We start from the raw sequence: 25,554 nt of genomic DNA, 5'->3' as shown, positions 1-25,554 counted from the left end.
GACCCGCCATGTGCACCTACCTCACCGAGAAGTTCGCCCTCGAAGGCAGCGGCAAGGGCGCCCGCGGCTGGTTCCGCCTGAACGAGGGCACGGTCTACGTCGACCACCCGGTCCACGCGCCGTACGCGCACACGGTCAACATCGACTTCCGCAACCCGGACCTGGGCGCCTCGGCCCGCGTCGCCTTGGAACTGACGGAAGAAGACGCCCTGGCCCTGGCCGACGCGATCATCGCAGCCGTGAAGTCGGCCCCGGCCGGCCTGGCCTCCCGCAACCAGTAGCCCCAGTCCGTGAATGGCCCATTGAGGGACTCTGAGTCCCTCAATGGGCCATTCACGGCGTGTAGAGGGCGCCGAGGAATTCCAGGAGGAGGCGTTCCCGCAGGGGCGCCGGGGCGGTGGCGAGGAGGGCGTTGATCGGGGCCATGCGGTCCGGGAGGCCCGAGGCGCCGCCTAGGCCGGCCGCGGCCAGGAGGCCCGCGAACTGTTCGGACGTCAGGGTCGCCGGGTCCAGGGCCGCGACGAACTCCGCCACCGCCGGGTCGATCACCACCGGGCCCGACGCGCGGGCCGCGTCCACTGAGGACGCGAGGTCCGTCAGGAACTCCTTCTCGCTGCCGTGGTTCGCCGCTGTGACCGTGAGGTGCAGGTTTGCCGGGGACGCTTCAAAAGCGAACTGCGGCTGGACGTACCAGCCGCGTGTCTTCAGCTCGTCGGCCACCGTGAAGAGGTCGAAACCGTCGTCGCCGGTGAACGCGATCAGCGTCGAGACCGGGTCACCCAGCACCCGCAGGCCCTCGATTTCGGTGATTCCGGCGCGGATGCGGGAAACCGCTTCGCGGGTCGAAGCGGCCAATCGCAGGTAGCCGTCGTCGCCGAGGTGGCGGACGACCGCCCACGCCGCCGCCAGCGGTCCGCCGGAGCGGGTGCTCTGGATCGTCGTGTTCAGCATCGTGTAGCCCGGCCAGCCCGCGCTCGCGAAGTAGTGCGTCCGCCGCAGCTCCGCCGACGCGTGCAGCAGCACCGAAGTCCCCTTCGGGCAGTACGCGTACTTGTGCAGGTCCACCGAAATGCTCGTGACGCCCGGAACGCGGAAGTCGAACGGCTCGACGTCGGCGCCGAGCTGCGCGAAGTACGGCAGCACCCAGCCGCCGATGCAGGCGTCGACGTGCATCCGGACGCCGCGCTCAAGAGCAGCCGCCGCGATCTCCGTGATCGGGTCGAGCACGCCGTGGGCGTACGACGGCGCGCTCGCCACCACCAGCACCGTCGAGTCGTCGATGGCGGCGGCCATCGCGGCCGGGTCCGCGCGGAACGTCACCGGGTCGACCGGGACGTCGATCCGCCGCAGCCCGAACAGGTGCGCCGCCTTGTGGAAGGCCGCGTGCGCGGTGGTCGGCAGGACGATCGACGGGGCGGTGATCGCCGGATGGGCGTCGCGGGCGGCCAGCACCGAGAGCAGGCAGGACTCCGTGCCGCCGGACGTCACCGAACCGACCACCCCCGGCACGTCGCCGAGCAGCCGGGACGCCGCCGCGACGAGGTCGTTCTCCATCCGCAGCAGGCTGGGGAACGCCGTCGGGTCGAGGCCGTTGGCCGAGGACGCCAGCGCGTGCGCGGCGGCGCCCAAGGAGTCCACTTCGGACAGACCGCTGTCGTAGACGTACGCGAGGGTACGGCCACCGTGCGTCGGGAGGTCGCCTGCGCGCAGCTCCCGCAGCGCCGCGAGAACGTCCTCAGGCGGGTTCATGGCGTGGCTCCCGAGGCTCCAGCACCTTGCGCCGCAGGAGCGGCAGCGCCAGCGCGATGAGCACGCCGGGCACGATCGACGCTCCGACGAGGATCGCCACGATCGCGCTGTGCGGCTGGGCCGTCGTGGCGTCCGTGCTGGAAACGTACCCGCCGAACGCGAGGATGAGCGCCCACAGGCCGCCGCCGAAGGCGAGGCCGAGCGTCTCCCCCGCGGTCCACACGCCCGCCGCGATCCCGGCGCGGGTCTCGCCGGTCCGCTCCTCCTCCGCCGTGATCAGGTCCGGCAGGATGGCCAGCGGGAACACCGAGATCCCCGCGTACCCGACGCCGCACAGCGCGACGAAGACGAACGACACGACCAGCGGGATCTCCTGGGCGAAGACCAGGCCGAGCAGGCCGACCGCGAACGTCGCCGTCGCCAGGCGGAAGCCGTTGAGCTTGCCGACCCGGACGCCCAGCCGCGGCCACAGCGGCATGGTGACCAGCGCCGGGCCGACGAAGATGACGAACAGGATCGTGCCGTAGCCGTCGTTGCCGAGGATGCGCTGGGCGAAGAACGGGATCGCGGCGAGCACCGTGCCGATGCCCAGCGCCTGGATGAAGTAGGTGCCCAGCAGCCAGCGGAACGGCCGCCAGCCGGCGAGCGTGCGGACGAGCTCCTTCAGGTTCACGGTGTTCGGCCGCAGCGAGCCGACCGGCGCGCCCTTGAGCCCGAAGTACACCAGCAGCGTCGCGGCGAGCACGATCAGCCCGATCACCACGGCCATCAGCCGGTAGCCGGCGACGCCGTCGATCGCGGAGGTGATCGCCGGGGCACCGCCGCCGCAGATCAGGATCGTCACGGCCAGCACGCCGATGCGGACGCTGGTGAGCTTCGTGCGTTCGGTCGCCGACTCGGTCAGCTCGGCGGGCAGCGCGTTGAACGGCACTTGGAACAGCGCGTACGCCGTGGCGCAGAGGGCGAACGTGATCGCCACGTACAGCGCGTCCGGCAGCGGCGCGCCGAACCCGGGGTGGGCGAACATCGCCGCGAACAGGATCGCGACGCCGATGCCGCCGATGAGCAGGAAGCGCCGCCGGCTGCCGGTCTTGATCAGGTCGGCGTCCGACATCCGGCCGGCGATGGGGTTGAACAGCACGTCCCAGGCCTTGGGCACGAACACGATCGCCGCGGCCCAGCCCGCGGGCACGGCCATGGTGTCGGTCAGGTACTTCACCAGAACCAGGCCGGGGACCGTGCCGAAGGACCCCGTGACGAACGAGCCGAGCGAATACCTGAACCGCGTCCGGCCGGACAGCGTCGTCATGGTCCTCCTCGCGAAACGAACACCGATGAGGCACTCAGTAGTGGATCTCGGCCCGCACCGGGTAGTGGTCGGAGGGAATCGTGCCACCGTCGTAATGCACCAGCTGTACCGGGCCGACCTCGGCGCGTCGCAGCGAGCCGACGTAGTCCAGGGAATCGCGGTAGGTCGCCGGCGCGGACTTCGCCGCGTCCGGGTTGGTGACGGCGTCGAAGCTGTACTCCCCCGCGCCGGCCGTCCGCAATGTCCCGCCGAGCACGGCCTCGCCCTGCTCGGACTGGGCGCGGCCCAGGGTGTCACGGCGGCCCTGCCCGGCCCAGTACTCGATGTTGAGGTCGCCGGCGATCGCCACCGGGTCCGCCGCCGGGACGTGCGCGGCGGCGAGGTCGCGCAGCTCGCCGAGCTGCGCCAGCCGGATCTGGTGCGCCTTCGGCAGGGTGTCGGGGGCCTCGTCGGCCTGCAGGTGCGTGCCGGCCAGCCAGAGCGCCTTGCCGTGGGCGAAGATCCGGACCAGCGCCGCGCCCTTGTTGGACAGGTAGTCCGCGGTGCCGGAATAGGAGTTGCGGTAGACGAGCTGGTGCTTCTCGGTGATCGGGTACCGGCTCAGCACCGTGACCCCGCCGTTGACGACGATCGGCGAGTTCGAGCAGTTGCCGCTCACCGTCGTCCAGCCCGGTGACGTCGAGCAGGACTGCCCGACCACCGGCGTCTGGAACGGGTAGGCGTCGACGAGCCGGCTGCGCAGATCCTCGGCCTGCGCGCTGAACGCCTCTTCGAGCACGACGACGTCAGCGGCTTGGGCCCGGATGACCCGCTCGGCGGCCGCGGCCCGGGCCTCCTTGTCCGCGGTGTTCGGGTTGGCGATCCACGGCAGCTGCCACAGGTTGAAGCTCAGGACCGACACGCTCGCGGCCGCGGCCTTGGCCGGGGCGGTCACGAGGGCGAGGAAGGCGCAGACGACAGCGGCGAGAAGGGCGGTTCTCCGCACGGAGTGTCCTTTCGGGAAAGTTCAGGCGACGACGAAGGCGCGGGACGTCCCGCTGAGCTGGGCGATCGCGCCGGTCAGGCCGTGTTTCCACGCTCCGAAGTGGACGACGCGGTACTTCCCGACCGGCGTGTTCGCCGGGATGTCCCAGGTGACCTCGGCGCGTGACTCGGAGACGAACGTCCGGGTCCAGCGGAACTTCGTCGCCCAGTCACCGTCGTCGGCGTAGCGGACCCAGCGGCCGTCGACGTACTGCTGGATCTCCAGGAACGTGCCGTCGCGGCGCAGGTCGTTCTTCGGGTGGCCGGTCACGAACGCGACCGCCACCTGCTCGCCGCGCCGGTAGCTGCTCTTCGCGTCGGTGACGACGTCGCCGAAGCTCTTCAGCAGCGGCGCGCTGTCGAAGACCACGCCGGGCTGGAAGTTGACCAGCTTGCCGCGCAGGTCCCGCGGGACCGGGCCGTGCGGCACCGGGGTCCCGGCCTTCATCGCGGCGGCGAGCTTGCCGAACTCCTGCTGGTACGCGGGCAGCGTGTAGCGGCCGAAGAGCGTCGACGCGCCCTCGTACTGCTGCGAGTCGTACTCCTCCGGCGTCGTGACGTACTGGCTGTAGGCGTTGGAATAGCCCTGCACTAGGACGTTCTCCAGCGGGACGCCGAGTTCGGCCGCGACGGTCCGCCGGATCCGCAGCCCGGCGACGATCGTGTACTCGGCGGGCCCGGCGACCAGGTGCAGCTGCCCGATCCGGACGATCTGCAGCGGCAGCACCTCCGGCGCCCACGGGTAGGGCTTCATCGCGCCGAACGGCACGGCGACGACCTTCGGCGCCTGCGCGTCGGCCAGGGCCTGCGGGATCGGCGCGTCGATGCCGCCGAGCCAGTCGATGAACGGGTTCTTGACGCCTTCGGGCAGCGGCAGGCCGGGCCCGTCTTCGGTGCTGCCCGCCAGCATCGAGACGCCGATGGCCGCGGTGCAGGTGCGGTGCGGGCGGCCGTCCGGGGTGAACCTCGGGTCGACGTCGACGGCGGACATGTCCACGTAGGTCATCCGGTGGTCGACGCCGCCGGTCACGGACTCGGTTGCCGTGTCGAACGCGCGTTTCGCCGCCTGGAACTGGAGTTCGCCGATGCGCTGGGTGTTCTGAAACTCCGTCTCGGGTGTACCCGGCTGGAGGTTCAGGTTCGGCGTCATGTCGCCGGAGTTGGTCTGGGCGAACGCGGCGACGAACCCGGGCGGGCCGTCGAGGTAGCGGACGCCGGCGTGGTCGTGCTCCCACGTGTAGGCGGCGTAGCCCTTGTTGTCGCTGCTGATCAGGTGGTTGCCGTTGCTCATCGACGTGCCGTGCGTGGCGAACCAGGTGATCGCGCCGACGTCCTTCCCGCCCTGCCGGAACCGCAGCACGGTCACGGCCGGGTCGATCGACAGCGGGAAGTGGCCCTTGTCCGGGTTGAGCTCGAACGCGACGCGCGAGCGGTTGGCGCTGGCCGAGGTCAGCTCGGTGCGGCCGAGACTGAGTTCGCCGGGCGCGAGGGTGTCGTGCGCGTGGCCGATGGCCTCGACGATCCCGGCGACGACGGCGTCGTAGGTCTGCTGCTGGAACCCGAGGATCGACAGGTCGTAGGCCGCGTAGTGCGAGTCGCCGCCGCACGCCGAGTGTGTGTGGGTGGCGTTGAGCAGCACGTTCTGCTCGGTGTAGGTGTTCCCGTACTTCCGCGCCAGCTCGCGCAGGACGCCCTGGTGGACGGACTGGAACAGCGCGCCCAGCTCGGCGGTGACGAAGACGATCCGGTGGGTCCCGTCGTCGACGACGTAGGCGCGGGCCCGGGTGCGCAGGTGGATGCCGGCGGTCTGCTGCTGCGGCATCGAGTAGCCCATCATGCCGTTCTCGGCGGCGGGCCCGGTGACGTCGCCGATCCCGACGCCCACCTTGAGCCCGGCTTCGGCGGCCGCGGCGGGTCTGGCCGCAGCAGCACCGAAAGGCAGGGCGGCGAAGGGCAGGGCGGCGGCTCCGGCCAGGACGTGACGACGACTCACCCGCATACGGTCTCCCGACTAACGTGAACGACTTTCGCGTTAGTTGCGGACCGTACGTGACCCCGGCCACCCGGGCAACCCGACAAAAGTGCCGTCAAGCCGCCCGGGCGCCGTCGATTCGCGGGTCAGCCGAGGGCTTCGGCGATCTTCTCCAGGGTCGCCGCGTCCCCGCGCAGCAGCAGCTGGGTGACCACGGTGTCTTCCCACGCCTTCAGCTCTTCGCGGATTTTCGCCGCCGGCCCGATCAGCGAGGTGTCCTCGACGAGTGACGTCGGGATCGCCGCGACGGCTTCCTCCTTGCGCCCGGCGAGGTACAGCTCCTGGACCTTGTCCGCGACGTCCTCGTAGCCCAGCCGCGCGAAGACGTCGTGGTGGAAGTTCACGCTCTTCGCGCCCATGCCGCCGATGTAGAGCGCCAGCGACGGCTTGATCCAGCTCGCCGCTTCCTCGACGTCGTCGTGCACGATCACCGGCACCGACGCGGGCACCTCGAACGTCTCCAGCGTGTGCCGCGCACCCGGCCGCGCGAAGCCCTCTTCCAGCGCGGCCTTGTAGAAGTCGTTGCTCTTGGGCGAGAAGAACAGCGGGAGCCAGCCGTCGCAGATCTCGGCGGCGAGGGCCACGTTCTTCGGCCCCTCCGCGGCCAGGTGGATCGGGACGTCCTTGCGCAGCGGGTGCACGGTCGGCTTGAGCGGCTTGCCCAGCCCGGCACCGCCCTTCAGCGGGAGCTGGAAGTGCTGGCCGTCCACGATCACCGGCGCCTCACGCGCCAGCACCTGCCGCACGATGTCGACGTACTCCCGCGTGCGCGCCAGGGGCTTCGGGTACGGCTGGCCGTACCAGCCTTCGACGACCTGCGGACCGGACGCGCCGAGCCCGAGCACGAACCGCCCGCCCGACAGGTGGTCGAGGGTGAGCGCGCTCATCGCCGTCGCCGTCGGGGTCCGCGCGGCCATCTGGACGATGTTGGTGCCGAGCCGGATCCGGCTGGTCGACGAGCCCCACCAGGCCAGCGGCGTGAACGCGTCCGAGCCGTAGGCCTCCGCCGTCCACACCGAGTCGAAGCCGAGCTCCTCGGCCTTGAGGACCGCCTCCAGCGCACCCGGGGTCGGCCCGCTGCCCCAGTACCCGACGTGGAATCCTAGCTTCACGAAGACCTCCTAGACGTTCGGCGCGTAGTGCTCGGGTTTGCCGCGCTCGGACAGCGGCGGCAGGTTCCTGGGTGGAGTCTCGACCAACGCGGCGTCCGGAGCCACCTCGCCGCGCACCCGGCGCCAGCCGGCCCGGGCCCGCGGGTGGTAGCGGCGATCGTGCGGGACGAGCCTGAACACGGCGTTGATCAGCTTCCCCACCCGGCGGTGGCGGCGCGCGTCGCGCTCGGACCAGCGCAGGCCGAGCAGGTCGCGGATCTCGCGGTCGTAGAGCCCGGTGGTCAGCCAGACGAAGTTCTTCGCGATCAGCGCGCTCACCGGCCGCCAGAGCACGTCCGGCAGCCAGGGCAGGAACGGCGGCTTCGCGATCCCGGCGAGGTCGAGGACGTCCCGGGTGGCCTTGTTGTCCTCCAGGACCTCGGTGCACATGTGCTTCCAGTAGCGCTGGAAGTCCTCCCAGCTCTCCGGCACCGGCCGCATGCTCATGTCGTACATCCGCCACCACGTGACGTGCTCGTCGAACAGGCGCCGCTTCTCCCCCTCGCCGATGCCGCCCATGAAGTGGTCGGCGATGAGGATCGTGCTGACGAAGAACGTCGAGTGCGCCCAGTAGTAGGTGTCGGGGTCGAGCGCGTGGTAGCGGCGGCCGCGCGCGTCGATCCCCTTGATCCGGTCGTGGTACCCGCGGACTTCCAAGGCGGTCTGGTGCGCGCGCGGGCCGTCGTAGACGACCCCGCCGATCGGGTAGAGCGAGCGGAAGAGCCGCTGCCAGCGCTCCTCGAAGAACCGCGAGTGCTGCTCGACGCCGGCGCCGAGGCCCGGGTGCATGTTCTGCATCGACCCGGCCCACAGCGCGATCAGCAGGCCACGCCAGTCGCCGAAGTACTTCCAGGTCAGCGAGTCGGGACCCAGCGGCTCTGTGACATTCGGGGCTCCGCCCCGAGCCGGGGGCTTCGCCACCCGGACCCCCTCAAAGCGTTTAGGCATCGGCAGCTCCTCGTCGAGTCTCAACTGACTACGGCTGTTGTCAGGCTAGGATCTGACAACAGATGTAGTCAACCGAGGAGCGGGGATGCCGGGCCGGACCTGGGCGGGCACGACACTGGACGACCGGAAGGCGCTCCGGCGCGAGCAGCTCGTCGCCGCGGGCCTCGAGCTGCTGGGCACCGAAGGCTCGGCCGCGACCAGCGTGCGCGCGGTGTGCCGGCACGCGAAGCTCACCGAGCGCTACTTCTACGAGAGTTTCGCCGACCGCGAGGAGCTCGTCGCCGCGGTCTACGAGCACGTCGGCGAACAGGCGCGCCAGGCCCTCGTCGACGCCGTCCGGGACGCGCCCAACCCGACACTCCGGGCCGAGAACGCCGTGCGCGCGTTCGTCGAGCTGATCGTCGACGACCCCCGCAAGGGCCGGATCCTGCTGCTCGCCCCGCTGACCGACCCCGCGCTCACCCGGCGCGGCCTGCACCTGCTGCCCGTGTTCGCCGCCCTCGTCGGCGAGCAGCTTTCGCGCGGGGACGAGACCGAACGCCAGTTGGTGGCCGTCGGGCTGGTCGGCGCGCTGAGCAACGTCTTCATCGCCTACCTCGACGGCTCGCTGAAGGTGACGCGCGAGCGGCTCGTCGCGCACTGCGTCAAGCTCGTGCTCGGCGCCGACGACCTGGCCCGCTGACCGCACCACCAGCTGACAGTCCCGCGCCGGATCGGGCACACTCAACCCATGCGTACCGCTGGGCGGAACGAAGGAGCGAGCGGCGACGGTCTCGTCGCGGCCCGGCTCGCCGCGCTCCTCGAGGCCTTCCGCCCCGGCGACGAGTCACTCGGCGTGTCCGAGCTGGCCCGCCGGACCGGGCTCGCGAAGACCACCGTGCACCGCCTCGTCGGTCACCTCGCCGAGACCGGTCTGCTGACGCGTGAGGACGGCGCGGTGCGGCTCGGGCTGCGGCTGTTCGAAATCGGCCAACTGGCCTCGCCCCGGAGAGGACTTGTCGAAGCGGCCCGGCCGTACCTCGCCGATCTCCGCGAGGCGACCCGCAACACGGTCCACCTCGCGATCCTGGAAGGCACCGAAGTCGTCTACCTCGACGTGCTGCGCGGGCCGGACGCGCCGACGCTGCCGTCGCGCATCGGCGGCCGGTTCCCCGCGCACGCGACCGGCGTCGGCAAGGCGATTCTCGCGTTTTCCGCGGAATCCGTGGTGAACAAGGTGATCGACGCCGGATTGCCCCGCATGAGCCCCAAGACGATCACCGCGCCCGGACTGCTTCGCCGCCAGCTCACCCGGATCCGCGAAGACGGGATCGCGCTGGAACGTGAGGAATCGGGCGTCGGCGTCGTGTGCGCGGCCAGCCCGCTGCTCGACGCGCACGGCGTCGCGGTCGCGGCCGTGTCGATTTCGGGCTGGGCCAACCGGATGCGGACCGAACGGGTGGCCCCGGCCGTCCGCACGGTCGCCCTCGCGTTGACCCGGACGCTTTCCGGATCCACTGCGGACAGTCGGAAATAATCTTGCCGCACAAGGGTTTTTGATCATCAAGACGATCTCTAGGCCGTCCGGATGACGTAACCTCCCCGAGCTGTACGGGTGATCCCCAGCGGCTACGATCCGTCCAATGGCCCAGCACAGCTGGGGGACGACGTTCTCGGGCCACTCCCCCGCGACACTTTCCGAGCAGTCGGGTGCGCGTCCTTCGGCCGCGCACCGGCTGCTGTCCCTCGACATCGTGCTGGCGCTGCTGGCCCTGGCCGGCGGCCTCCGCGTGCTCTACCTCGCCGCCACCACCCCGGCCCTGCCGTCCGAAGCGGCGACCGTCGCCCACGCGTACGCGCTCGGCCACCTCACGCCGTTCACCGACGCGGGCGGCGCCGGGCTCAGCCGGTTCGGCTGGCTGCAGCTGTCCGCCTACACGATGGTGTCCGACGCGTTCGGCCGCTCGGCCACAGCGCTGGCGGCCGTCCGCGAGACGATGCTGGTCGCCGCCGTGATCGGCACGGTCCTCCTGTGGTTCCTCGCGCGCCGCCTCGGCCTGGCGCGCTGGGCGGCCACGGCGGCGGTGCTGCTGATCGCCGTGTCACCGCTGGCGCTCGGCCTGCAGCGGCTGGTCGTCGTCGAGCACCTGGCGGCGGTGTGGGCGCTCGGCGCGCTGGTGCTGATCACCACCCCCGAAGCCAAGCTCCGCCACGACATCCTGGCCGCGGTGTGCCTGCTGGCCGCCGTGCTCACCTCACCGCTGGCGCTGTTCCTGCTGCCCGCGGCCGGCTGGCTGCTGGTCCGCCGGTCGCCGACCCGGGCCGCGGTGGTGGCGGTGCTGCTCAACCTCGGGCTGGGTGTCGCGTTCGGCCCGGCCGCCGCCGTGCTGCGGCCCCACCTCGCCGCCGCGGGCCACCCCGACGTCGCCGACTGGGTGGCGCTCGACCCGGCGTGGGCGGTGCTCTCGACCTTCGCCCTCGTCGCCGGGCTGGCGGTCGCCGCGCTGCGGCCGTTCGCGGTGTCCGGCCTGCTGCTCGTCGCGATGCTGCTCGTACCCGGCGTGCCCGACACGGCGGTGCTCGCGCTGCTGCTGCCGGTGACCCCGCTGCTGGTGGCCGGGGTCGCCCAGGCCGTCACCCGCCAGCGCCGGGCGGCGGCCCACCAGTCACGGGCCGGGGGCCGGACCGGGCTCGTGGTGGCCGCCACCGCTTCCGTCCTGGTGGTCGGGGTCGGCTGGGCGTACGGGTTCAGCGCCTTGAAGCCGTCCCCCGACCGCAGCGGGCCGCTGACCGACGCGCAGGGATGGTTGCGGGACAACGCTTCCGGTGCCCGGCTGCTCGTCGACGACGCGGCCTGGGCCGAGCTCGCGAACGGGGGCTGGCCCACCGGAATGATGGCGCCGCCCGCCGCGTGCGCGGCCGCCTGCCCGGCCGCCGAGTGGGCGGTCTTCACCCATGACGCCGACGACCTCCGGCAGCGCTACCCCGCCCTCGACGGCGCCTTGACCGACGCCGGGGTGGTCGCGGCGTTCGGCTCCGGCGACCAGCGGGTCACGGTCTCCCGCCTCGACCTGCCCCCGGCCGACCCGGGCGCGTCGTCGGAGGACTCGGCCCGGGCCCACGCCGGTGCCGCGCTGGCCGCGTCCACCCGGCTCACCGTCAGCCAGGACGCCGCCGCCGTGCTGCGAGCCGGCCGCGTCGATCCCCGGCTCATCGCGACGATCGCCGCGCTGGCGGCCCTGCAGCCGGTGAAGATCACCGCGTTCCCCGAAGTCCCCGGCGAAGAATCCGCCGGTCAGCCCCGCCGCCGCGTGCAGTTCGCCGGCGGCGAGGACGGCGTGGCCGCGTTCTACACCGGCCAGCGCGACCTGTTCCGCCCCTCGGCCGTCGCCCGGACCCGCGACGGTGTGCTCGTCACCTACCCGTTGTTCGCGCCCTCGGGACTGCTGGTCCCGTTCTCCTCTCCCTGAGCTTCCCGAAAGGCCCTCCCATGCGCACCAGGCTCCTGCTCAGACCGGCCGGGCTGATCGCCGCGGCCCTCTTGATCGGCGCGCTCGCGCCGGGTCCCGCGTCCGCCGCGGCGAACACGCCCGGGCCGGGCGTCGGCTGGATCCGCGTCGGCCACCTGTCCCCGAAGGTCCCGCCGGTGGACATCTACTTCGCGCCGTTCGGGCAGGCCGAGAAGGTCGTCATCCGCAAGGCCGGCTACGGCGCGGTCACGCCCTACTCGTCGCTCGACCCCGGCAAGTACACCCTCTCGATGCGGCCCGCCAACGCCGCGGCGACCACCCCGCCCGCCCTGTCGGCCACCATCGACGTCGCCGAGCGCAACGCCTACTCCCTGCTGGTCTTCGCGAACGGCCCGGACGGCACGCTGCACGGCCAGCTGGTGACCGACGACCTGACCCCGCCCGGCCCGGGCCAGGGCCGGGTCCGCGTCGTCGAAGGGTCGGCGGCCATCGCCCCGGTCTCCGTCGACGGCCCGCAGGGCATGGCGATCGCCAAGGACGCGGCGTACGGCATGACGTCCAACTACGTCGACGTGCCGCAGGGGCGCTACCCGCTGCAGCTGAGCGGCGGCTCGGTGAAGTCCACCGCCGACGTCGACGTCAAGGCGGGCACGTCGACCACGCTGCTGGTCACCGAGGACGGCGGGGCGCTCAAGGCGAACCCGATCGCCGACGGCGCGTCGCTGCCCGACCCGCCGAAGTTCGGCGTCGAGACCGGCGGTGGCGGCACGGCGCCGGTGTCGTCGGGCACGCCGTTCTGGCCGGCGGCGGCGGTGGTCGCACTCCTGGCCGCGCTCGCGGCGTGGCCGGTGCTGCGGCGGCGCCGGGCCGCCCGTGCGCACTGAGCTCGGCGCGCTCCTCGTCACGGCGCTGGTGGTCGCGGGCTGCTCGACAGCGGCCCCGGCCACCCCGCCGCCGACGGTGACGTCGTCCTCCACCCCGGCGGCCGCGGCCGGGCCGCAGCCGCTGCCGACGGCCGCCGAGGTCCGCCCGGTGCACCTGCGGATCCCGGCTATCGCCATCGACGCGCCCGCGCTCGTCCCGCTCGGGCTCGGGCCCGACCACCAGCTCGAAGCGCCCGCGAAGTTCGGGGACATCGGCTGGTACGCCGACGGCCCGGTGCCGGGCGACCCCGGCCCCGCCGTGATCGCCGCGCACGTCGACTCCCGGTCCGGCCCGGCACCGTTCTTCCGGCTGCGCGAGCTGAAGGGCGGCGACGAAGTGTTCGTCACGCGCTCCGACGGCCAAGAGGCGCGTTTCGTGGTGGACCGCGTCCAGCGGTACCCGAAGAACGCCTTCCCGACCGACGCGGTCTACGGGCCCGCGCCGGGCAGCGCCCTGCGGCTGATCACCTGCGGCGGCAGCTTCGACGCGGCGAAACGCTCTTACCGCGACAACATCGTCGTCTACGCCTCCACTCGCTGGGGTTAAAGGGCGGCGACGTTGCGTTCGGGGTGGGACGGCCGGTGCAGCGCCGGGACGTCGGCCAGCAGGCCACGCCGGGCCAGCTCCGGCCGGACGCCGTCGCCGAACCAGTACGCCTCCTCCAGGTGCGGGTAGCCGGACAGCACGAACTCGCTGACGCCGACCGAGTGGTACTCCTCGATCAGGTCGGCGACCTCGCTGTGGCTGCCCACCAGCGCGGTGCCCGCGCCGCCGCGGACCAGGCCGACGCCGGCCCACAGGTTCGGGTGGATCTCCAGGCCGCGGACCCCGCCGTCGGTGCGGCCGCCGTGCAGCGCGACCATCCGCTGCTGCCCGACGGATTCGCTGACGGCCAGCTGCGCCTGCGCCTTCGCGACCTGCTCCGGGCTCAACGCGTCCAGCAGCTTCTGCGCCTCCGCCCACGCCTCGGCCGAGGTGTCGCGCGAGATCGTGTGCAGCCGGACGCCGAACCGGATGTCCCGGTCCCCCGCCAGCGCCTTGACCTTGGCGATCTTCTCGGCCACCTGCGCGGGCGGCTCGCCCCAGGTCAGGTAGACGTCGGCGTGCCGGGCGGCGACCGGCAGCGCGGCCGGCGACGAGCCACCGAAGTAGATCGGCGGCGCCGGGTCCGGCGCGGCCAGCGTCGTCGCGCCTTCGACCTTCAGGTGCTCGCCTTCGAAGGTGAACGGCTTCCCGGACCACACCCCGCGGACGATCGTCAGGAACTCGTCGGTGCGCGCGTACCGGGCGTCGTGGTCGTGCCAGTCGCCGAACCGGCGCTGCTCGACCGCGTCGCCGCCGGTGACGATGTTGAGCAGCACGCGGCCGTTCGACAGGCGCTGGAACGTGCCGGCCATCTGCGCGGCGAGCGTCGGCGAGATGACACCGGGACGGAAGGCGACCAGGAACTTCAGCTTGGTCGTCTCACGGATCAGCGCGGCCGTGGTCAGCCAGGCGTCCTCGCACCACGTCCCGGTCGGCGTCAAGACGCCTTCGAAGCCCTGCCGCTCGGCCGCGCGGGCCACCTGGGCGAGGTAGTCGAGATCGGGGTCGCGCTGCGCGGCCGGACCGGCGGACCGGTTGGCGTGGAAGCGTTCCACGATCGTGCGGCCGTCGCCGCTGGTGGGCAGGAACCAGTGCAGCCTGATGCTCATCCGTTGCTCCTCGGCGTCTTCTGGGCCGCCTCCAGGTCGGGACCGAACCGGCGGTCGGCGTACGCGGCGAAGTCCACCTTCCCCGGCAGAGTCTTGTCGTCGGTGAAGGCGTCCGCGAGCTGTTGCTCCGACTGCACGATCGAGTCGTCCAGCGGGGTCGGCAGGTCACGGCCCGCGTCGACGGCCTTCTGCGCCACCTCGAGCTTCAGCCCGGTCTCCTTGGCCCACGCCGCCGCCCACTCCGGGCGGTGCGCGTCGGCCCACTTCTGGGCCTTGACCACCCGGACCACGAAGTCCCGGATGGCCGAGTTCTTGCCGGGGTCGGCCAGCGCCGCGGTGCTCGCGGTCTGGAAGCTCAGGCCGTTCGACGAGCCCCGGCCGTCGGCCAGCACCCGCGCCTTGGCCTCGATCTGGGCCTGCGCGGTGTAGGGGTCCCAGATCGCCCACGCGTCGATCGTGTGCTGGGTGAACGCGGCGTAGGCCTCGGCCGGCTGCAGGAACGTCACCTTGATGTCCTTGGTGGACAGTCCGGCGTTGTGCAGCGTGTTCAGCAGCTGTCCGTGGGCGGACGAGCCCTTCGCGACGCCGACCGTCTTGCCTTTGAGGGACGCGACGTCCTTCAGCGGTGAGTCGTCCGGGACCAGGATCGCCTCGCGTTCGACGTTGCTCTTCGAGACGCTCACGACGGCGATCTTCGCCTTCGCGGCCGCGGCGAAGATGGGTGGCGTGTTGCCGACGCGGCCGATGTCGATCGCCCCGGCCGACGCCGCCTCGAGCAGCGGCGGGCCGGAGGTGAACGTCGACCACTCGATCTTGTACGGCAGGTTGTCGAGGCCCTTCGCGGCGGTGAGCAGCGACTTCACGCCGCCCTTCTGGTCGCCGACCTTGAGCGTCACCTTCGCCAGGTCGGCCGCGCTCACCGGCGGCGGCACGGCGGCCGGGCCGGGGTTCGCGCCGGTGGCCGAGCCGCAGCCGGCCAGTACCAGCGCCGCCGCGACGGCGACGATTCCCTTATACAGGCGCATCTTCGGTCACTCCCAGGTCCGCCAGCACGCGGCGGCGGACGTCGATGTGGTCGGCGGGGTTGCGCGGCCGGGACCCGCCCGGCCGGTGTTCGGCGACGATGCGGCCGCCGTCGAGGACGAGCACCCGGTCGGCGAGCAGGAGCGCTTCGTCGACGTCGTGGGTCACCAGCAGCACGCCCGGCCGGTGCCGGCGCCAGAGGTCCTCGACCAGCCGGTGCATCGCGATCCGGGTGAGCGCGTCGAGGGCGCCGAACGGCTCGTCGAGCAGCAGCAGGTCCGGCTCGCGCACCAGGGCGCGGGCCAGCGACACGCGCTGCGCCTCACCGCCCGACAGCGTCAGCGGCCAGTCGTCGGCGTGCTCACCGAGGTGGACCTCGGCGAGCGCCCGGTCGGCCAGCGCGCGGTTGCGGGACTTCGAGACGCCGTCCTGGCGCAGGCCGAGTACGACGTTGCGCCAGACCTTCCGCCACGGCAGCAACCGCGGCTGCTGAAAGGCGACCGAGACGGTGCCGTGGACGTCGGCCCTGCCTTCGACGTCACCGTCGAGCCCGGCCAGCACCCGCAGGAGCGTCGACTTGCCGGAGCCGCTGCGGCCCAGCAGGGCGACGAACTCGCCGCGGCCGATGGTCAGGTCGAGTCCACCGAGGACGGTCCGGTCGCCGAACCGCTTGGTCAGGTTCCCGACGTCCGCTACCGGGTTCGCCACCGCAGCACCTTCCGTTCCAGCAGCCGGACCAGCGCGTCGGTGACCAGGCCGAGCAGGGCGTACAGGATCAGGCCGACGACCACGACGTCGGTGCGCAGGAACTCCCGCGCGTTGTTGATGAGGTAGCCGACGCCGGCGTCGGCGTTGACCGTCTCGCCGACGATCAGCGCGAGCCACGCCAGGCCGAGCGACTGCCGCAGCCCGACCAGCGCCTGCGGCAGGGCGCCGGGCAGCACGACGTGCCAGAGCCGTTCCGCGCGGCTGAACCCGAGCGCCCGCGAGGCCTCGACGAGGTTCGGGTCGGCGCCGCGGATTCCCGAGTGGACGTTCAGGTAGAGCGGGAAGGCCACACCGAGCGCGACCAGCACGATCTTCGTCTCCTCGCCGATCCCGAACCACAGGATGAACAGCGGGATCAGGCCGAGGAACGGCAACGTGCGCAGCATCTGGACCGGCGGGTCGACCAGCGCTTCACCCCAGCGCGACAGCCCGGAGACGATGCCGAGGACGACACCGACGAGTGCGCCGACGGCGAAGCCGGCGCCGACGCGGCCGAGCGACACGGCGAACGCGTCACCGAGCTCGCCGCTGCGCGCGACTTCGACGCCGGCCTGCAGGACCGTCCACGGTGAACTGAGCTTGTCGGGTGGCAGCAGGCCGGTGCCGCTGGCGATCTGCCAGACGGCGACCAGCACCACCGGGCTGATCCACCGGCGCAGGTCGATCCGCCGCCAGGTCTTGCGGGACGGCCGTTCGGCGGCCGGTTCGGCGCGCGCCAGCACGCCCGTGGTGGAAATCGACACGGATTTCTCCCGGGACTTCAGTATTCGGGCTCAGCGGTGTTCGGGCTTCAGCGCGAAATCAGGCGCGCGGACACGCCGCGCTCGCCTGCCGCCGGAGATCGACGTGCAGGCGGGCGACGAGGAGCGCGCCGTGATGCATGGTCCCGAGCTTCGAGCCACGAACGGGTGAAGTCAATCCGTGGACGCGGACTCCCATTCCGTGAAATAGCCGTGTTTCAGTCCGTGGAACGGCGAGGTCAGCCGCCGAACATGACCTTCCATTCGTCGAGCGAACGCGGCCGGTAGACGAAGTTGGTGCGCTTGACGTCCGACAGCGGAGCCGAGGGCTCGGCGGAGTACTGGTGCCCGGGGTAGACGACGGGGTCGCCGGCCAGCCCGGCGAGGGCCTGCAGGCTGCGGTAGATCTCCTCGGCGTCCCCGCCGGGGAAGTCGGTGCGGCCGCAGCCCTCGAGGAACAGCGTGTCGCCGGAGACGAGCTTGTCCTCGACGAGGAAGCACTGGCTGCCCGGCGTGTGGCCGGGGGTGTGCAGCAGGCGGATCGGGATCGCGCCGACCTCGAGGACGTCGTCGTGGTCGTGCGCGCGCAGGTCGGTGTCCGACACTCCGGTGACCCGCCGGACCCACTCGGTCTCGGCGGCGTTGACGTGGATCGGCACCTGCTCCACGGCCAGCAGCTCGGCGATCCCGGGCAGTGAGAAGCCCATCATGTCGCCGCCGACGTGGTCGGGGTGGTGGTGGGTGGCGAGCACGCCGGTGAGCCGCATCCCGTCCGCGGCGAGCACGTCGAGCAGATCCCGCACGGCGTAGGCCGGGTCGACGATCACCGCGTCCCCGGTCTCGCGGTCGCCGATCAGGTAGGCGAAGTTCACCATCTGCGTCGCCACCGGGTCCCCGACCGCGAAGTCGCGGCCCGCGAGCAACTGCCGGAAGTAGAGCCGATCCGTCATGCCCGCCACCCTACGGGGTCACCGCGCGGCCCACTGGTGGACGTTGCCCCGGTGCAGGGCGGCGTAGACGCGGTCGCGCAGGAGGTTGGCCTCGTGGTCGGAGAGCGTCGTTCCCGTCGGGCGGAGTACCAGGCGTACCAGCAGGTTCTTCTGGTCGGCGCTCGCGCCCAGCCGGGCGAGTGCCTGCGGTGGCAGGTCCGCGCACGGCGTCTCCTGCCGGATCTCGACCGTCTCGACGACGTCGGCGCCGGCGCCCAGTGCGTCGCGGACGCGGTCGCCGAGGTCCTCCGCGAGGTCGTCGGCCGCGACGGCGATCGAGAGGTCACGGCGCACCGACGGCATCGCCGACACCGGGCGGTAGGGCTCGAGGTCGAGCATCTGGTGTGCGACCGCGGGTTCGGTCGAGCGCAGCAGCCGGATGTCCGGGATGCCCTTGAGCAGCATCAGCATCCGGTCCAGGCCCAGGCCGAGGGCGAGCCCGGACCAGCCTTCGCGCAGCCCGGCCCGCGCCAGGACGGCCGGGTGCGCGAGCCCGCATTCGGCGACCTCCACCCAGGCGCCGTCGTGCTCGACGTCGAGCTCGGCACCGTCCACTGTGTACGAATGCCGCCGGTCCGCCCGCCGCCACCGGCGGCCCGGCAGGAGCGCGCCGGCCAGCTCTTCGAGGTCGGCCCGCCCCATCGGGCGGCGGGTGATCCGCCACAGGTCGAGCTGGTGCGGCGTCCCGCTGTGCAGCCGGTCGATGCTGTCGCGGCGGTAGACGACACCCGGGCACACGAGCAGGACGTCGTCGGCCGGGCTCGTGGCCAGCGCGCGCAGCGCCGCCGGGATCATCGCGCTGGAATGGCTGCGCAGCATGCGATCCGCGTCGACGTAGCGGGTGTAACGCGCGTCGCGGGTGACATCGGCCGGGTCGTAGCCGAGGTTGTCGTAGTTGTCGGCGGCGGTGACGATCCGCTCTCCGGGCCACCGCCGGACGGCGCACGACCACCGTCCGGCCAGCGCGGCGACGGCCCGTTCGACAACGAGCTGGACGGCGTGCGGCCCGGCGGCCGGATCGGTCAGATCGCGGACGGCGAGATCACGGGTCAGCTGAGCAGGGGTGAGGGCAACGGGCATGACAAGACCTCCGGGACGAGCGGGACGATGGGGGCGGCTGCTCCCCCTGGCCCGGACACCCGGTGAGGTCGGCACATCTCCACGCGCTCGCGACTCGCCTCGACCAGCCGAGGCGATCGGCAGGCAGGCAGACCGGCTTGGGCAAGCATGGCGACCTGAGGCGGCCGGGCCGCCTCAGCCACTCACGCAACCCGAGCCAGCCAGGCAGAGCAAACCGAAACCGCGCCGGCCGACTCACTCAGGCCGAACCGCACTCGCCGAACCCGCGCAGCCTCAGCCGTTCACGGACATGGCACCGCAGCCCCACTGGCACCCGTGAAGGGCCAGGGGGCCGGTAAATCGGCGGTACTCCGCGACGACGGCCACCCACCCACGCTATCCCGCGTGTCACCCCGTTTTCATTCCCCCACCTCCCCGTCGGCCAGCTCGCGCAGGACGTCCAGGTGCCCTACATGCCGGGCCGTCTCCTGCACGACGTGCGCGAGCACCCACCGCACGGTGAACTCCGAGCGCCGCCTCGTGCGGTCGTCGGGGGTGAGCCCGTGCAGTGCCTTCTCCACCCGGGCCCACTCCGCCTTGTACGCCGCGACCACCGACGCCGGGGTGTCGTCCTCCGTCAGGTCCCAGCTCGGGTCCGGTTTGCCCGGCCAGAGCGACGGCAGGTCCGCACCGCCCGCCTCGATCGCCAGCCACCACCGCTCGACCGCGGTCAGGTGCTTCAGGACACCCAGCGCGCTCATCCGCGGTGACGTCGGCAGCGGCGTCGCCGCGGCGGCCTCGGGGGTCAACCCGGCGACCTTGTTGACCGCGGTGGCGCGGAGGAACTGCAGGAAGTCCAGCTGCACGCGAAGCTCGTCCCAGGCCAGGCGAGCGGGCCAGGACCGGCGCATCTTCGAACTCGTGTTCGACATGCAGACAAGATAGCGAGGGGGTCCGACAAAATCCGGAGGCCGCCAAGATCACGCCGGACGGGAACGGTCCTAGGCTGGGTGACATGTGGTGGGGACTCCTCTGCGCCTTGGGCGCGGCCTGCGCGTACGGCGTCGCGTCGGTCATGCAGTCGGTCGCCGCGCAGGCGACCGACACCGGCGCCGACGGCGTCGACCCGAAACTCCTGGTGCGCGTGCTCGGCCAGTGGAAGTTCGTGCTCGGCCTCTCGCTGGACGTTCTCGGCTTCGTGGCGCAGATCGTGGCCCTGCACGTCCTGCCGCTGTTCGTCGTGCAGGCCGCGCTCGCCGCCAGCCTCGCCGTGACCGCCGTCGCCGCGCGGTTCCTCGGCGTCCGGCTGGGCAAACGGGAGTGGGGTGCCATCGCCGTCGTGTGCGCCGGCCTGGGCCTGCTCGGCGCGGCCGCCGAGAGCGAGGGCTCGGACCCCGTCGGCCTCGGGTTCCGGCTGGTGCTGATCGGCGCGGTCGTCGTGCTGGCCGGCGCCGGGATCGTCGCCGGCAAGGCGAACCGCCGCATCCGGACGCCGGCGCTCGGGCTGGTCGCCGGGCTGTGCTTCGGCGTCGTCGCGATCGCCGGGCGGATCATCCCCAGCCTCGCGCCGCTCGACCTGCTCAAGGACCCGGCGACCTACACCGTCGCCGTCGCGGGCGGGATGGCGATGCTCTTCTACGCGACGGCGTTGCAACGCGGCAGCGTCACGACGTCGACCGCGATGATGGTTCTCGGCGAGACGGTGTTCCCGTCACTGGTCGGCGTGCTCGCGCTCGGCGACCGCACGCGGCCCGGGTTCGCGCTGGTCGCGGTGGCGGGGTTCGTCCTGGCCGTCGCCGCCGCACTGGCCCTCGCGCGGTTCGGGGAACCGGCGACCGATCCCGTCGCGGCCGCGAACTGAGACGAACACGACCGTTTCCCCGTAAGCGATTTACTTAGACTAGCCTTACCTATCCCACGACAGGACAGGGAGGCGCGGGTGAGCACGACCGGACGGGAAGTCCTCCGCCGTTCGATCGCCGGGCAACGCCGGCCGGTGGCGCTCGCGTCGCTGCTGACGGCGTGCCACCAGGGCGGTGAGGCGCTGGTCCCGGTGGTGATCGGCGTCGTGATCGACCAGGCCGTCGCGGGCGGCTCGGTCTGGACCCTGCTGCTCTGGCTCGCGGTGCTCGGTGTGCTCTTCGCCGGCCTGTCGACCAGCTACCGGCTCGGCGCCCGCGCCGGCGAGCGCGCCGCGGAACGCGCCGCCCACGAACTCCGCCTCGACCTCGGCCGCCGTGTGCTGCACCCGGGTGGCGGCGCCGAAACCGGCAACCTCGCGGGTGAACTGGTGAGCATCGGGACGTCGGACGCGAAGCGCGTCGGCCAGCTCAACGGCGTCCTCCCGTTCGGTGTCGCCGGGCTGGCCGGGCTCCTGGTGAGCGCCGTCGTGCTGCTGACGATGTCGATCCCGCTCGGCCTGCTCGTGCTGCTCGGCACGCCGCCGATGCTCTACCTCGCGCACCTCGTCGGAAAGCCCCTGGAACGCCGCAGCGAAGCCGAGCAGGAACGCTCCGCCTTCGCCTCCGGGATCGCGACGGACCTCGTCGCCGGGCTGCGCGTGCTCAAGGGCGTCGGCGCCGAACGCGCGGCCGTCGACCGCTACCGCCGGACCAGCCAGGACTCGCTGAAGGCGACGCTCAAGGCGGCCCGCGCCCAGGCCTGGCACAACGGCGCCCTGCTCGCGCTCACCGGCATCTTCATCGCGCTGGTCGCGCTGGTCGGCGGCAACCTCGCCGCGGCGGGCGACATCACCATCGGCGACCTGGTCGCGGCGGTCGGGCTCGCCCAGTACCTCATCACGCCGTTCTCGATCTTCTCGTGGGTCAACGGCGAACTCGCCCAGGGCCGGGCGTCGGCCGGGCGGATCGCCGACGTCCTCAACGCCCCGCCCGCCGTCGGCGCGGGCACCGCGACGCTGCCGGCCCCGGCGCCCGGGCACGTGCGGCTGTCCGCGCTGGGCCGGGGCGCGCTGCGCGACGTCGACTTCGAAGCCCGGCCGGGGGAACTGCTCGGCGTGGTCGCCACCGACCCGGCCGCCGCGACCGACCTGCTCGACTGCCTCGGCCGCGCCGCCGACCCCGCCACCGGGTCGGTGTCGGTCGACGCGGTCGACCTGTCCACCGTGGACCCGAGCCGGGTGCGCGAAGTCGTGCTGGTCGCCGCGCACGACGCGGACCTGTTCGCGGGGACCGTCGCCGAGAACGTCGAGCCCGGGCCGCGCGTCGCCGAGGCGATGTCGGCCGCCGCCGTCGACGAGGTGGCGAGCGCGCTGCCCGACGGCGTCGCGACCGCCGTCAGCGAACGCGGGAGATCACTCTCCGGCGGCCAACGCCAGCGGGTCGCCCTCGCCCGGGCGCTGGCCGTCGACGCGCCGGTGCTCGTGCTGCACGACCCGACGACCGCGGTCGACACCGTCACCGAGGCCCGGATCGCCGCGGGCCTGGCGGAGCTGCGCCGCGGCCGCACGACCATCCTCGTGACCACCAGCCCGGCCCTGCTCGCCGCGACCGATCGGGTCGTGCTGCTCGACGACGGGCGGATCGCCTGCGAGGGCAGCCATGCCGAGCTGGCCGGCCGGGCCGACTACCGGGCGGCGGTGCTGTCATGACCCGCGAGCTCCTTCCCGTGGCCGGCGGGCCGCGCATCCGCGCCGTCCTCGGCGAGCTGCTCGGCCGGGCCAAGGGCCGCGCGGTGGCCGCGTTCACCATGCTGGTCGCGGCCACCGCGATCGGCCTGCTCACCGCTCCCCTGCTCGGCCGGGTCGTCGACCTGGTCGCGTCGAAGCAGCCGGCGACCGGGCTCGTCACGCCGGTGGTCGCGCTGGTGCTCGTCGCGCTGGCGCAGGCGGTCGCGACCGCCCTCGGCGTGTCGATGGTGTCGCGTCTCGGTGAGACGATCCTGGCGGAGCTGCGGGAACGCTTCGTCGAGCGGGCGCTCGGGCTGCCGCTCGAACAGGTGGAACGCGCCGGGTCCGGCGACCTCACCGCGCGCGTGACGAACGACGTCTCCGTGGTCGCGGAGGGCGTCCGGGAGGCGCTGCCCGAGCTGGGGCGTTCGGTGCTGACGGTGGTGCTCACGCTCGGCGCGCTTGCCGTGCTGGACTGGCGGTTCTTCCTGGCCGCGCTGGTGGCCGTGCCGATCCAGCTGTGGACCGTGCGCTGGTACGTGCCGCGCGCGAAGCCGTTGTACGCCAGCCAGCGCGAGGCCGTCGGCGCGCAACAGCAGCAGCTGCTGGACACCATCGGTGGCGCGAAGACCGTCCGCGCGTTCAGCATGGGCGACGCCCACATCGAGCGGGTGCGGAAGCGCTCCGACAGCGCCGTCGAGCTGGCGCTGCGCGGGATCCGGCTGGTGACGCGGTTCTACGCTCGGCTCAACCTCGCCGAGTTCGCCGGGCTGTCGGCGATCCTCGCGATGGGGTTCCTGCTGGTCGGGGCGGACGCCGTGACGGTCGGTGTGGCGACGGCGGCGGCCCTGTACTTCCACAGCCTGTTCGGCCCGATCACGACGGCCCTGGCCCTGGTCGACGACGCGCAGGCGGCCGCGGCCAGCCTCGCGCGGCTGATCGGCGTCGCCGACCTGCCCGCCGCAGCCCAGCCCGCGCAACCGGCGCGGCCGGTCGACGCGTCGGTGAAGACGGCGGGCGCGGGTTACTCCTATGTGGACGGTCACCCGGTGCTGCGGGACGTCGACCTCGGCGTCGCGCCCGGCGAGCGGGTGGCGCTGGTCGGGGCGAGCGGCGCCGGGAAGACCACGCTGGCCAAGCTGATCGCCGGCATCCACCGGCCGGGCTCGGGCTCGATCACGCTCGGCGGCGTCCCCCTGGACGAACTGGGCCCGGAGGCGACCCGCCGGACCGTCGCGCTGATCAGCCAGGAGGTCCACGTCTTCGCCGGGCCACTGGCTGAGGACCTGCGCCTGGCACGGCCCTCGGCGTCGGACGACGACCTGCGGGCCGCGCTGACGAAGGTCGGGGCACTGTCCTGGGTGGACGCGCTGCCGGGGGGCTTGGCGACGGTCGTCGGCGAAGGCGGTCACCAGCTGACGGTGACGCAGGCGCAGCAGCTGGCCCTGGTCCGGCTGGTGCTGGCCGACCCGCCGATCGCGATCCTCGACGAGGCCACGGCCGAGGCGGGCAGCGCCGGTTCCCGCGTCCTGGAGTCGGCGGCCGCGGCGGCCCTCGAAGGCCGCACGGCCCTGGTGGTCGCCCACCGCCTCACCCAGGCGGCGGCGTCCGACCGCATCGTGGTCCTGGACGCGGGCGCGGTGGTCGAGTCGGGCACGCACGACGAGCTGGTCGCCGCGAATGGCCAGTACGCCAAGCTCTGGGCGGCTTGGTCCGGCCAGCGCACCTGACATACGACAACGCCGGGAGCACAGGCGGCTCCCGGCGTGTCGTGCGGGGAAGGGTCAGTTGTCCATGGCGTCGGCCAGAGACTTCGGGCGCATGTCCGTCCAGTTCGCTTCCACGTGGTCCAGGCACGCCTGGCGGCCGGACGGGCCGAACACCACGCTCCAGCCGGCCGGGACGTCGACCGGCTCCGGCCACAGGCTGTGCTGGTTCTCGGCGTTGACCAGGACCAGGTACGTGCCTTCGGGGTCTTCGAACGGGTTGGTCATCGGGGGCCTCCTCAGGCGGTGATGTCCGTGCGGGCGCCGTTCACGACCTCGGCCAGCTTCTGGATGACCGGGGCCGCGAGCACCGGGTTGAACCGCGGCTCGGTCGACCAGTCGGCGAGCTGGTTCGCCTTGACGGCGGGCAGCTGCGCCCAGGTCGGGATCGCGGCCAGCTGCTGACGCGACAGGGCGAAGGTGCGGCTGTCGCTGAGGATCAGGTCGGCCGGGTACTTGCCGGCCTGCTCCCAGCTGAGCGTCTCGAAGTAGTCGTCCGTGCCCGCGCCGTTGACGATGTCCAGGCCGAGGTCGCGGTAGTACGCGAGGTCGGCGAAGAACTCCGGCTTGCAGACGTACAGGTTGTCCTTGTCGCTGGACACCACGAGCACCTTCAGGCCGGGCTTGGACTTGATCGCGGCCTTCAGGTCGTCGGACGCCTTCCGGAAGTCGTCCTTGCCCTTCTTGATGGCGGCCGAGTTCGCGTCGCCGCCCAGCGCGACGGCGAGCTGCTCGTAGCGCTCGATCACCTTCGGCAGCGTGACCTTGTACTCCGACAGCGCGACGATCGGGGCGATCGCCTGCACCTTGGGGCCGAGGTCGTCCTTCAGCACCCACAGGTCGGTCGGCTTGGTGCCGGTGAGCCCGGTGACGACCAGGTCCGGCTTCAGCGCGGCGAACTTCTCCATGCTGAAGTCGTCCCAGGCGTTGCCGATGGAGGTGACGGCGTTCAGGTCGATGTTGCCGGCCTGGATCTCCTTGGCGCCGTCGGCCGTCTTCTGCGGGCCGAACACGCCGACCGGGCGGACGCCGTAGTCCCAGAGCGCGGCGGCCGAGCTGGCGTAGGCGACGACACGGGACGGTCGCTGGTCGCGCGCGGCCTTCTGGTTCCGGTCGTCGGTGAACTCCCACGGCCCGGAGGCGGCGGCCGCCGGCTTGTCACCACTGCTGCCGCACGCGGTGAGCGCCGCGACCGCGGCGAGACCGCCGGTGCCGATCAGGAATCCACGCCGGCTGAGCCCGGCACCGCCTTGAAACACGGACATGAGAACCTCTCGAGAACCTTTTTTTGGGGGTTCCGGG

The 25,554-nt window shown here is 72.4% G+C and carries 24 protein-coding genes; 9 read left to right on the top strand and 15 right to left on the bottom strand.

Annotation, left to right across the window (positions count from 1 at the left end; genetic code table 11):
* The first annotated feature begins 8 nt into the window (after window positions 1–8).
* Entirely contained in the window at window positions 9–281 is a 273-nt protein-coding gene (locus ACGFMK_RS32885; protein WP_247051995.1) for a DUF6295 family protein, read from the top strand.
* Window positions 282–333: 52 nt separating this feature from the next.
* Here ACGFMK_RS32885 and ACGFMK_RS32880 read toward each other — a convergent pair whose 3' ends face one another.
* The 6 genes from ACGFMK_RS32880 to ACGFMK_RS32855 form a co-directional block, all read right to left on the bottom strand.
* Window positions 334–1,749: a pyridoxal phosphate-dependent decarboxylase family protein gene (locus ACGFMK_RS32880; protein ID WP_392771540.1), complete on the bottom strand. Its 1,416-nt coding sequence runs from the start codon at window positions 1,747–1,749 to the stop codon at window positions 334–336.
* The gene (locus tag ACGFMK_RS32875) at window positions 1,736–3,058 is read right to left on the bottom strand and encodes an MFS transporter (RefSeq protein WP_392771537.1); all 1,323 of its coding nucleotides are present in this window, start codon (window positions 3,056–3,058) and stop codon (window positions 1,736–1,738) included. Before ACGFMK_RS32875 ends, ACGFMK_RS32880 begins: the two co-directional genes overlap by 14 nt.
* Window positions 3,059–3,092: 34 nt before the next feature.
* Window positions 3,093–4,043, bottom strand: a complete 951-nt coding sequence (locus tag ACGFMK_RS32870; protein WP_392771535.1) for a sphingomyelin phosphodiesterase — start codon at window positions 4,041–4,043, stop codon at window positions 3,093–3,095.
* A 21-nt stretch (window positions 4,044–4,064) separates the two neighbouring features.
* Window positions 4,065–6,080, bottom strand: a complete 2,016-nt coding sequence (locus tag ACGFMK_RS32865) for a neutral/alkaline ceramidase (RefSeq protein ID WP_392771532.1) — start codon at window positions 6,078–6,080, stop codon at window positions 4,065–4,067.
* Between the two features lie 119 nt (window positions 6,081–6,199).
* Window positions 6,200–7,225, bottom strand: coding sequence for an LLM class F420-dependent oxidoreductase (locus ACGFMK_RS32860; RefSeq protein ID WP_392771529.1), 1,026 nt, complete (start codon window positions 7,223–7,225; stop codon window positions 6,200–6,202).
* 9 nt (window positions 7,226–7,234) lie between these two features.
* Entirely contained in the window at window positions 7,235–8,212 is a 978-nt protein-coding gene (locus ACGFMK_RS32855) for an oxygenase MpaB family protein (protein ID WP_392771527.1), read from the bottom strand.
* An 85-nt stretch (window positions 8,213–8,297) separates the two neighbouring features.
* Between ACGFMK_RS32855 and ACGFMK_RS32850 the strand changes: the two genes are divergently transcribed.
* The 5 genes from ACGFMK_RS32850 (at window position 8,298) to ACGFMK_RS32830 (ending at window position 13,131) form a co-directional block, all read left to right on the top strand.
* Window positions 8,298–8,894 carry a TetR/AcrR family transcriptional regulator gene (locus ACGFMK_RS32850; RefSeq protein WP_392771525.1) on the top strand — a complete coding sequence of 199 codons (597 nt, stop codon included), beginning with the start codon at window positions 8,298–8,300 and terminating at the stop codon, window positions 8,892–8,894.
* 48 nt (window positions 8,895–8,942) lie between these two features.
* Window positions 8,943–9,728, top strand: a complete 786-nt coding sequence (locus ACGFMK_RS32845; protein WP_323328569.1) for an IclR family transcriptional regulator — start codon at window positions 8,943–8,945, stop codon at window positions 9,726–9,728.
* 106 nt (window positions 9,729–9,834) lie between these two features.
* The gene (locus ACGFMK_RS32840; RefSeq protein WP_392771521.1) at window positions 9,835–11,661 is read left to right on the top strand and encodes a glycosyl transferase; all 1,827 of its coding nucleotides are present in this window, start codon (window positions 9,835–9,837) and stop codon (window positions 11,659–11,661) included.
* A gap of 20 nt (window positions 11,662–11,681) precedes the next feature.
* Window positions 11,682–12,545, top strand: a complete 864-nt coding sequence (locus tag ACGFMK_RS32835; RefSeq protein ID WP_392771520.1) for a DUF4397 domain-containing protein — start codon at window positions 11,682–11,684, stop codon at window positions 12,543–12,545.
* The gene (locus ACGFMK_RS32830) at window positions 12,535–13,131 is read left to right on the top strand and encodes a class F sortase (RefSeq protein ID WP_392771517.1); all 597 of its coding nucleotides are present in this window, start codon (window positions 12,535–12,537) and stop codon (window positions 13,129–13,131) included. Before ACGFMK_RS32835 ends, ACGFMK_RS32830 begins: the two co-directional genes overlap by 11 nt.
* Here the strand turns inward: ACGFMK_RS32830 and ACGFMK_RS32825 are convergent.
* The 7 genes from ACGFMK_RS32825 to ACGFMK_RS32795 all read right to left on the bottom strand — a co-directional run bounded on the left by ACGFMK_RS32825 (window position 13,128) and on the right by ACGFMK_RS32795 (window position 19,790).
* Window positions 13,128–14,279 carry an LLM class flavin-dependent oxidoreductase gene (locus tag ACGFMK_RS32825; protein ID WP_392771516.1) on the bottom strand — a complete coding sequence of 384 codons (1,152 nt, stop codon included), beginning with the start codon at window positions 14,277–14,279 and terminating at the stop codon, window positions 13,128–13,130. The genes ACGFMK_RS32830 and ACGFMK_RS32825 overlap by 4 nt on opposite strands.
* A complete protein-coding gene (locus tag ACGFMK_RS32820; protein ID WP_392771515.1) occupies window positions 14,276–15,304 on the bottom strand; it encodes an ABC transporter substrate-binding protein in 1,029 nt (342 codons plus the stop codon). Before ACGFMK_RS32820 ends, ACGFMK_RS32825 begins: the two co-directional genes overlap by 4 nt.
* Window positions 15,291–16,010, bottom strand: coding sequence for an ABC transporter ATP-binding protein (locus ACGFMK_RS32815; RefSeq protein WP_392771513.1), 720 nt, complete (start codon window positions 16,008–16,010; stop codon window positions 15,291–15,293). The genes ACGFMK_RS32820 and ACGFMK_RS32815 overlap by 14 nt, the downstream gene beginning before the upstream one ends.
* Window positions 15,995–16,813 carry an ABC transporter permease gene (locus ACGFMK_RS32810; RefSeq protein WP_392771512.1) on the bottom strand — a complete coding sequence of 273 codons (819 nt, stop codon included), beginning with the start codon at window positions 16,811–16,813 and terminating at the stop codon, window positions 15,995–15,997. The genes ACGFMK_RS32815 and ACGFMK_RS32810 overlap by 16 nt, the downstream gene beginning before the upstream one ends.
* 236 nt (window positions 16,814–17,049) lie before the next feature.
* On the bottom strand, window positions 17,050–17,760 hold the full coding sequence (locus ACGFMK_RS32805; protein ID WP_392771509.1) for an MBL fold metallo-hydrolase: 711 nt from the start codon (window positions 17,758–17,760) through the stop codon (window positions 17,050–17,052).
* 18 nt (window positions 17,761–17,778) lie between these two features.
* A complete protein-coding gene (locus ACGFMK_RS32800) occupies window positions 17,779–18,879 on the bottom strand; it encodes a hypothetical protein (protein ID WP_392771506.1) in 1,101 nt (366 codons plus the stop codon).
* Between the two features lie 398 nt (window positions 18,880–19,277).
* Window positions 19,278–19,790 (bottom strand): DinB family protein, encoded by a 513-nt coding sequence (locus tag ACGFMK_RS32795; RefSeq protein ID WP_323328589.1) that lies wholly within the window; start codon window positions 19,788–19,790, stop codon window positions 19,278–19,280.
* An 83-nt stretch (window positions 19,791–19,873) separates the two neighbouring features.
* Here ACGFMK_RS32795 and ACGFMK_RS32790 point away from each other — a divergent pair, with 83 nt between their 5' ends.
* The 3 genes from ACGFMK_RS32790 (at window position 19,874) to ACGFMK_RS32780 (ending at window position 24,216) form a co-directional block, all read left to right on the top strand.
* On the top strand, window positions 19,874–20,719 hold the full coding sequence (locus ACGFMK_RS32790) for a hypothetical protein (protein ID WP_392771503.1): 846 nt from the start codon (window positions 19,874–19,876) through the stop codon (window positions 20,717–20,719).
* 78 nt (window positions 20,720–20,797) lie between these two features.
* Window positions 20,798–22,468 carry an ABC transporter ATP-binding protein gene (locus tag ACGFMK_RS32785; RefSeq protein ID WP_392771501.1) on the top strand — a complete coding sequence of 557 codons (1,671 nt, stop codon included), beginning with the start codon at window positions 20,798–20,800 and terminating at the stop codon, window positions 22,466–22,468.
* On the top strand, window positions 22,465–24,216 hold the full coding sequence (locus ACGFMK_RS32780; protein ID WP_392771498.1) for an ABC transporter ATP-binding protein: 1,752 nt from the start codon (window positions 22,465–22,467) through the stop codon (window positions 24,214–24,216). Before ACGFMK_RS32785 ends, ACGFMK_RS32780 begins: the two co-directional genes overlap by 4 nt.
* A gap of 54 nt (window positions 24,217–24,270) precedes the next feature.
* Here ACGFMK_RS32780 and ACGFMK_RS32775 read toward each other — a convergent pair whose 3' ends face one another.
* Both ACGFMK_RS32775 and ACGFMK_RS32770 read right to left on the bottom strand, forming a co-directional pair.
* The gene (locus tag ACGFMK_RS32775; RefSeq protein ID WP_392771496.1) at window positions 24,271–24,480 is read right to left on the bottom strand and encodes an MbtH family protein; all 210 of its coding nucleotides are present in this window, start codon (window positions 24,478–24,480) and stop codon (window positions 24,271–24,273) included.
* Window positions 24,481–24,491: 11 nt separating this feature from the next.
* On the bottom strand, window positions 24,492–25,517 hold the full coding sequence (locus ACGFMK_RS32770; RefSeq protein WP_392771493.1) for an ABC transporter substrate-binding protein: 1,026 nt from the start codon (window positions 25,515–25,517) through the stop codon (window positions 24,492–24,494).
* Window positions 25,518–25,554: the final 37 nt, after the last annotated feature.

The sequence above is a fragment of the Amycolatopsis sp. NPDC049252 genome (assembly GCF_043197175.1).
GTDB lineage: Bacteria > Actinomycetota > Actinomycetes > Mycobacteriales > Pseudonocardiaceae > Amycolatopsis.
Note: the sequence above shows the minus strand (reverse complement) of the source record. Positions and strands in the feature narration are given on the sequence as shown.

Coding starts and splice junctions, on each gene's coding strand:
- ACGFMK_RS32840 (WP_392771521.1), top strand. CDS start 9,835: ATGGCCCAGCACAGCTGGGGGACGACGTTCTCGGGCCACTCCCCCGCG.
- ACGFMK_RS32855 (WP_392771527.1), bottom strand. CDS start 8,212: ATGCCTAAACGCTTTGAGGGGGTCCGGGTGGCGAAGCCCCCGGCTCGG.
- ACGFMK_RS32780 (WP_392771498.1), top strand. CDS start 22,465: ATGACCCGCGAGCTCCTTCCCGTGGCCGGCGGGCCGCGCATCCGCGCC.
- ACGFMK_RS32770 (WP_392771493.1), bottom strand. CDS start 25,517: ATGTCCGTGTTTCAAGGCGGTGCCGGGCTCAGCCGGCGTGGATTCCTG.
- ACGFMK_RS32845 (WP_323328569.1), top strand. CDS start 8,943: ATGCGTACCGCTGGGCGGAACGAAGGAGCGAGCGGCGACGGTCTCGTC.
- ACGFMK_RS32820 (WP_392771515.1), bottom strand. CDS start 15,304: ATGCGCCTGTATAAGGGAATCGTCGCCGTCGCGGCGGCGCTGGTACTG.
- ACGFMK_RS32805 (WP_392771509.1), bottom strand. CDS start 17,760: ATGACGGATCGGCTCTACTTCCGGCAGTTGCTCGCGGGCCGCGACTTC.
- ACGFMK_RS32825 (WP_392771516.1), bottom strand. CDS start 14,279: ATGAGCATCAGGCTGCACTGGTTCCTGCCCACCAGCGGCGACGGCCGC.
- ACGFMK_RS32775 (WP_392771496.1), bottom strand. CDS start 24,480: ATGACCAACCCGTTCGAAGACCCCGAAGGCACGTACCTGGTCCTGGTC.
- ACGFMK_RS32795 (WP_323328589.1), bottom strand. CDS start 19,790: ATGTCGAACACGAGTTCGAAGATGCGCCGGTCCTGGCCCGCTCGCCTG.
- ACGFMK_RS32790 (WP_392771503.1), top strand. CDS start 19,874: ATGTGGTGGGGACTCCTCTGCGCCTTGGGCGCGGCCTGCGCGTACGGC.
- ACGFMK_RS32850 (WP_392771525.1), top strand. CDS start 8,298: ATGCCGGGCCGGACCTGGGCGGGCACGACACTGGACGACCGGAAGGCG.
- ACGFMK_RS32800 (WP_392771506.1), bottom strand. CDS start 18,879: ATGCCCGTTGCCCTCACCCCTGCTCAGCTGACCCGTGATCTCGCCGTC.
- ACGFMK_RS32865 (WP_392771532.1), bottom strand. CDS start 6,080: ATGCGGGTGAGTCGTCGTCACGTCCTGGCCGGAGCCGCCGCCCTGCCC.
- ACGFMK_RS32875 (WP_392771537.1), bottom strand. CDS start 3,058: ATGACGACGCTGTCCGGCCGGACGCGGTTCAGGTATTCGCTCGGCTCG.
- ACGFMK_RS32885 (WP_247051995.1), top strand. CDS start 9: ATGTGCACCTACCTCACCGAGAAGTTCGCCCTCGAAGGCAGCGGCAAG.
- ACGFMK_RS32880 (WP_392771540.1), bottom strand. CDS start 1,749: ATGAACCCGCCTGAGGACGTTCTCGCGGCGCTGCGGGAGCTGCGCGCA.
- ACGFMK_RS32835 (WP_392771520.1), top strand. CDS start 11,682: ATGCGCACCAGGCTCCTGCTCAGACCGGCCGGGCTGATCGCCGCGGCC.